Annotated in this window: 5 protein-coding genes; 1 reads left to right on the top strand and 4 read right to left on the bottom strand. The window is 52.7% G+C overall.

The annotated features are described in order from the left end of the window. Positions 1-89: 89 nt before the first annotated feature. From LG31_RS0118535 to LG31_RS0118520, 4 genes are all read right to left on the bottom strand, one after another. Positions 90-890 (bottom strand): winged helix-turn-helix domain-containing protein, encoded by an 801-nt coding sequence (locus tag LG31_RS0118535; protein WP_033115892.1) that lies wholly within the window; start codon positions 888-890, stop codon positions 90-92. A gap of 258 nt (positions 891-1,148) precedes the next feature. Beyond that, positions 1,149-2,675 (bottom strand): methyl-accepting chemotaxis protein, encoded by a 1,527-nt coding sequence (locus LG31_RS0118530; protein ID WP_033115891.1) that lies wholly within the window; start codon positions 2,673-2,675, stop codon positions 1,149-1,151. 40 nt (positions 2,676-2,715) lie between these two features. Further along, on the bottom strand, positions 2,716-3,447 hold the full coding sequence (locus LG31_RS0118525) for a substrate-binding periplasmic protein (protein WP_033115893.1): 732 nt from the start codon (positions 3,445-3,447) through the stop codon (positions 2,716-2,718). 533 nt (positions 3,448-3,980) lie between these two features. Further along, positions 3,981-5,219: a uracil-xanthine permease family protein gene (locus tag LG31_RS0118520; protein ID WP_033115890.1), complete on the bottom strand. Its 1,239-nt coding sequence runs from the start codon at positions 5,217-5,219 to the stop codon at positions 3,981-3,983. Positions 5,220-5,523: 304 nt separating this feature from the next. Here LG31_RS0118520 and LG31_RS21710 point away from each other — a divergent pair. Next, a partial coding sequence (locus LG31_RS21710; RefSeq protein ID WP_084059662.1) for a Hint domain-containing protein occupies positions 5,524-6,433 on the top strand: 910 nt, incomplete at its 3' end.

The raw sequence follows: 6,433 nt of genomic DNA, 5'->3' as shown, positions 1-6,433 counted from the left end.
TTAATGAACATCCCCGCTACAAACAGCAGTACCAAGAGCAGCGGCAAAAGCAACAAGGTATTTTTTAACGTTCGTTTCATCACAATCCCTTACGGCGTTTTTTCTAACTCTTGATAGGAAAAAATGCGCACCTGGTGGCCCGAGATCAGAACCAGAGAGTCAGGATTGGTGACAGGTACTTCGCTCTTGGCTTCCATCTGACAAACAAGCCCCGAAGCGCCCTTGCCACAGCTAACGTGGAGCCATTCAAAATGCAAATAACTGGCAACACACAGCAATAACAAGACCAGTGCCAGATTTATATAGGTCAAGGCTTTTGCCAACACAGGTCGACCCAGTCGATGCAGCATTGCAAACTTGATACGTTGCATGAGGGATGTTGCCTCGGCAGGTGTGGGGGCAACTACCTTATCACCAGATGAAGAAGCCGCTTCTGCAGACGTAATATGGGAGGATGCAGCAATTATCTCATCCGATATGGGATATTCGTCAGCGACCACATTTTCGGGCTCCTGATAGCCATATCCCGCTATAACCTTGCAATTCAGGTGCAAGGAATAACCCTTCTTAGGCGTACTTTTTATATCAAGAATCTGAGGCGTCTGGGCGAAGTGGCGACGGATATTGGCAATGGCTACGTTCAATGAATTGGGGCTGATAGGACGCCCTTGCCAACCAATATCCAGCAGTAAATCCTTGTCACACACGTCATCAGGATGATCCAGTAAATAGCAGAAGATGAGAGACTCAGCCGATGAAAAACGGGTTGTCTTGCTGGTTTGTGCGGCATCTGAATCCGCACAAAAAAAAAGCTCTCGCCTTTTAACATCAAAAACATAATCACCGAAATGGTAGGTTGATATGTTATTGCCTGTCGCAACGTCTGTCATATCAACCCCTTGCTATTTTTTTCATCGTCAAGCAAACCGGAATCCACATCCAGATAGAATAAAACAGATCCGAAAACGGCCTGCCATCGCGGGAAATTCTAATGGGTAAGGATCTGCTTCACAATAGGAGCCAGAGAAGTGTGCGACAGGAAAATCAGGGCAGTATCTATCTGTATCGCCTTTAAAAGGTTCCCCCGGCCAGACCGGGGGAACAGGCAGGATGAATCCGTTGTTTGGTATGTCATAAAGACAACCGTTTCAGACCCTAAACTGCTTCAACAATTTGTCCAACTGGGCTGATAACTGACGCAGATCGCTGCTTGCTTCGGCAACCTGGGCAACTCTTCCAGCATTTTCACTATTGAGTGTCGCAATCCGGTTGACGCTGTGGCTCACCGCCTCGGCAACCGAGTGCTGCTCTTCCGAAGCCTGAGCAATATACATGTTCATCTCGCGGATCAGGCTGACCTGATTTTTAATCTTCTCGACCGACACCTGCACATCAGCGGCTTCAACACCAGCCTGTGACGCTCGATCCTGACTCTGTTGCATCCCGGCCCCCACATTCTGGGTAGCCTGTTGCAAGCGCTTAATGCTGGCGCTGATCTCTTCCGTTGACTGGCGAGTGCGCCCGGATAGCGTTCTCACCTCATCGGCCACAACGGCAAAACCTCGCCCTTGGTCTCCGGCTCTCGCAGCCTCTATAGCAGCATTAAGCGCCAGAAGATTGGTCTGTTCGGCAATGCCGTTGATCACTTCGATAATATTACCGATGCTGTTGCTCTCGGTAGACAAAGAACGCATCAGTGTCGCAACCCGTTCCACTTCACCCACCAGCTGCCTGATCGCCTCGTTGGCATGACCTGCCAGACTATATCCCTGCTCTACGTAAAGATTGGCTTCATCAGTTGCTGTAGAGGTTTTCACGGCATTCCCTGCTACTTCCTGCACTGCCTGGCTCATCTCGGTGATAGCAGTTGCAACCTGATCCAGTTCGGATTGCTGGGCATCGCTACCACTGCGGGTATCGGCAGACAAATTGTCACACCGCTCTGCCGTTTGCAGTACCCCAACCGACAACTCGTTAATCTCCGCCACCATCTCCTGCAGCTTGGCAATAAAGTGGTTGATGTTGATAGCAAGCGTACCCATCTCATCCTGACGGTTTATTTTCAAACGCTGGGTCAGATCGCCATCTCCTTGGGCCAAATCGAACACGGCTTTATTCATCTGGTTGAGCGGTCGCAGCACATTGCGATGCATCAGTACCATCAACAAGGCGATGATGCATATATCGAGCACCACGATCTGCCAAACAGTGGTAATCAGTTGCTGCCGCAGGTGTGCCTGAATGGCGGCATCGCTGGTATGTACCAACAAGCGGGCTACCGTCGTCTTCTGGCCGCTGTCGTCATAAACCAGATCATGACCACTGTATGTGCTGATATCAGCGGGGATTGTACTGATCGGTGTAATCGAACCTACCTCATCCCGAGAGAAACCAGCTACCAGTTTGTCCTTGCTGACCACCAGCAAGGCACTCAGCATGTCGGCAGCTAGCTCGGACTTGAGCGATGCCTCGATAAATGAGGACTCGTAGTTCCACAAAGGACCTGGCAAAGAGAGCTGCAGCCGGCTGATGGCCTGGTCCACCAGCTGCGCTTGTTTGCTGTAGCTCTCCGCCCTGGAGGCACTGTAATTGTACCCCCCAAACAACACCAACAGCAGACTCACCGACAGGGAGGTCAGCACGGCAATCCTGAATTTCAGACTTTTCCAATCCATGGCTTCCTCCCGGTATTTACGGCAGCCCGAGCAGTAAGACTTATTGGTACTTGGCGTTGATCTTCTCGATGGTGCCATCTGCTTTCATGGCCGCCAGTATTTCGTTCAACTTTTTAATAAGCTCATCAGGCGTATCTTTGTTGAACGCCAAACTCATCTGGGTTTCCTTGAACACGAACACCGGTTTGGGATTGGCTGCCTTCTCCTTGTTCGCCAGATAGGGGGCCAGATACTGACCTGTCGCCCACAGCTCGATACGTCCAGCCTCCAGTTTTTTCACGTTTGCCGTATCGTTGGCGGCTAGCTGCAATTTGGAAAAACCCTGTGCTTTCAGATACTCGGCAGCAGCATCGCCGTTATAGCCACCGACCGAATACTGTTTGGCATCGTCCAGCGACTTGATAGAAATATTGGCTGTGGAGCTGGAGAAGAAGACCCAGTTATTGTTGACCAAGGGGCCAACCCATTTGAACAGCGTTTCACGTTCAGGCGTGCGAGTAGTGGAATAGAGGGCGGTGTTGGGGGTGCTGAGGGTATCTTCATAAGCCCGTTTCCAGGGCATCAGGGTAATCTTGTATTCCACTCCGGCGCGCTTGAACAGCTCTTCAACAACTTCGGTAGAGAGGCCTACAATCTTGCCCCCTTCCCCTTGCATGTTGAACGGTGGGTAATCCTCAGTCATCACGTTTAGCGGCGCAGCCTGTGCCGCTCCCAACGCCAGCACGGAAGAGACTGAAAACAGGGCTCCTTTCCACAACAATTGATAGTTCATTGCGACCTCGCTTTGCTTGCCATTCATCCCTAAACCCCAGCCGTCATCGATGGCAGGGCTGTATGGCCCTAACTCGGGCCGTGCCGGTTTCCACGGCTCGCTACCCGCAAATCAGATACGCAGCAGCAAACAAATTCGAATGGTGTTAGCAAGCCACCATATGGAGAAATGTGGCTCGAACAAAATCTTTGGCCAAATGGCAATGAAAGAGATGGGGGCAAGTAACTGTGGATGAGTGACGACGTGAAATGCATCCAACCTTGATGTGATATACGAAGGCACCTTGGTGATGTGCCAACACGTGATCAGGAAACAATGAGTGAGAACACCAACATCCATTTTCTCGTCCCTGCTCAAGACTGCCTTAGAGCCAAACCTGTCCTTTAGCTAAGGCCACGAAGAGAGATCCGTCAAATAGGGGCAGCGACATAAAGTCGCTGGCGAGGCAATCCTTGATCCATGACAAAAAAGAGAAAGCATAAAGCCACCGCGAGGTGGCTTTATGCTTATCCGCTTGAGACATCTGTCAAAAATCAATCCTTGGCAGAGTCCATAATCCCCTCTTCTGAGTGAGCAGGCAGGATCAGGTTGAGCAGGATGGCAGCAACAGAAGCCAGACCAACACCAGCCAAAGCGAAGTCGCCGATTTTCATCTCCAGCGCACCGACACCCACAGTCAGAGTAACGGCCACGATGGCGATATTGCGCGACAGTCCCAGATCCACTTTGGATTCGACCAGTGTCTTGAGACCGATGGCAGCGATGGATCCAAACAACAGCAGCATGATACCGCCCATCACCGGCATCGGGATGGAGGTGAGCAGCGCATTGAACTTGCCGAAGAAGGCCAGAATGATGGCAAACACGGCAGCCCAGGTCATGGTGACCGGATTGAAGTTGCGGGTGATCATCACGGCACCGGTCACTTCCGCGTAGGTAGTGACGGGAGGACCACCGATCAGGCCAGCGAAGCAGACGCCGATACCGTCACCAGCCAGAGTACGGTGCAGCCCCGGATTTTTGGTGTAGTCCTGACCAGTCACACCACCAATGGCGAGCACGCCACCGATATGTTCGATACAGGGAGCAATCGCCACCGGCAGCATGAACAGCGCCGCGGCCCAGTTGACCTCAGGGGTTTCAAAGTGAGGCAACGCCAGCCAAGGGGTGTTGATCAGACCATCGAAGTTAACCTGCCCCATCAGCACGGCAGATACATAACCGGCAATCACACCACACAGGATGGGGATCAACTTGATCCACCCCTTGCAGAACACGGCAGCAATCAGGGTGACCGCCAGCGAAATCCCCGCCAGAGCCAGCGCGGTTGATGCAGGAACAACCTGCTCGCCACCGGCACGCCCCATCGCCATGTTGCAGGCCACCTGTGCCACAGAGAGACCAATCACCATGATCACCGGGCCAATCACCACCGGCGGCAGCAATTTGTGGACAAATCCCATCCCTTTCGCCCGGATCAGCGCAGCCAGAATGAAATACATGAAACCGGCAGCAAACAGACCGAACATGGTGGACGGCAAGCCCCAGGTCTGGGTGGCATAGATGATAGGAGCAATGAAAGCGAAGCTGGAGCCCAGAAAAATGGGCACTTGGCGGCGGGTACAGAGCTGGAACAACAGGGTGCCCACACCGGCGCCAAGCAGGGCCATGGAGGGGTTCAGTCCGGTGAGCAGAGGCACCAGAACCATGGCACCGAAGGCAACAAACAGGATCTGCAGCCCGGCGACACTTTGCTTGACTAGGGAAAACATGGATGTCCTTAATTTTTTGATAACTGACAGGGATATTTGACACTTTTCAGTTATCGAAAGACGCTTTCAAGGTAAAAAGTGAGCATCTCGGCATCACAAATTACTTTTTACTGCTTGGGGAGGGCATGAAACAGGCTTTTTAGGCGGGATTCGTTGCTACAAGCATCGAGTATGCGATTTTACGTGCTTTTGTGACAAACGCCAATCGTTTTTCCATCATGTTTGCTTTACAGGTCTCCGCTCAAGGTCTCCCAGCACCGCTCTATACTTGACCGCATGGTTCAAAATGGACAAGGAGTCCTCCATGCCAAAGCCCCCTTTCAAACCGACACAACGCAGGATCCTGATTGGTTCTGCCGTTGCATTAGCCCTATTTGCCAGCCCGTTTAGCTATGACTTTGCCCATCAAGAATGGCAGGTGACCAAGGCATATGCCGAGTCCTGCTTCGTTGCTGGCACCCGCATCACCATGGCCGATGGAAGCGAACGTCTCATAGAGACGTTGCAAGCAGGTGAACGAGTTCTGGATCAATATGGCCATACAAACCAGATCTTGGCGGTAGAGCGTGTGCTCTTGGGAGAGCGCAGACTCTATGGCATCAACCAACTGCCTCCTTTCTTTACCGGCGAACACCCATTCCTGACCACTCGCGGTTGGGCTGCTATCTCACCGGCCATGACTCGTGCCGAAAACCCGACATTGATTGTATTGCCCCTCTTTACCGGCATGCGACTACTGGGATGGTCGGCCGCCGCTAACACTGGCAACCTGGCACTGGCACCGCAACCGGTTGAGCTGCTGGTGGAATCCCTCTACTGGATTGACGCTCCACCCACCACCGAGCTGTTCAACCTGGTACTTAATGGTACCCACAGCTATATAGCCAATTCATTAATCGTGCATAACAAGGATGGTAATGGGGGTGGCAGCGACAATAGTGGAGGTGGCAGTGACCACGGGGGCGGTGGTAACGACAATAGCGGAGGTGGCAGTGACCATGGGGGTGGTGGTAACGACAATAGCGGAGGTGGCAGTGACCACGGGGGCGGTGGTAACGACAATAGCGGAGGTGGCAGTGACCACGGGGGCGGTGAACACGCGGGAGGAGACCAACATGCGGGTGGCGAGTTGCACAGCGGAGGAGACCTTCATGCCGGTGGTCGTGGCCTTGGCAACGGGCTTGATGACAACGGTGTGGATGCCGTCGATGCCA

The organism is Aeromonas lacus, assembly GCF_000764665.1.
Classification (GTDB): Bacteria; Pseudomonadota; Gammaproteobacteria; order Enterobacterales; family Aeromonadaceae; genus Aeromonas; species Aeromonas lacus.
Note: the sequence above shows the minus strand (reverse complement) of the source record. Positions and strands in the feature narration are given on the sequence as shown.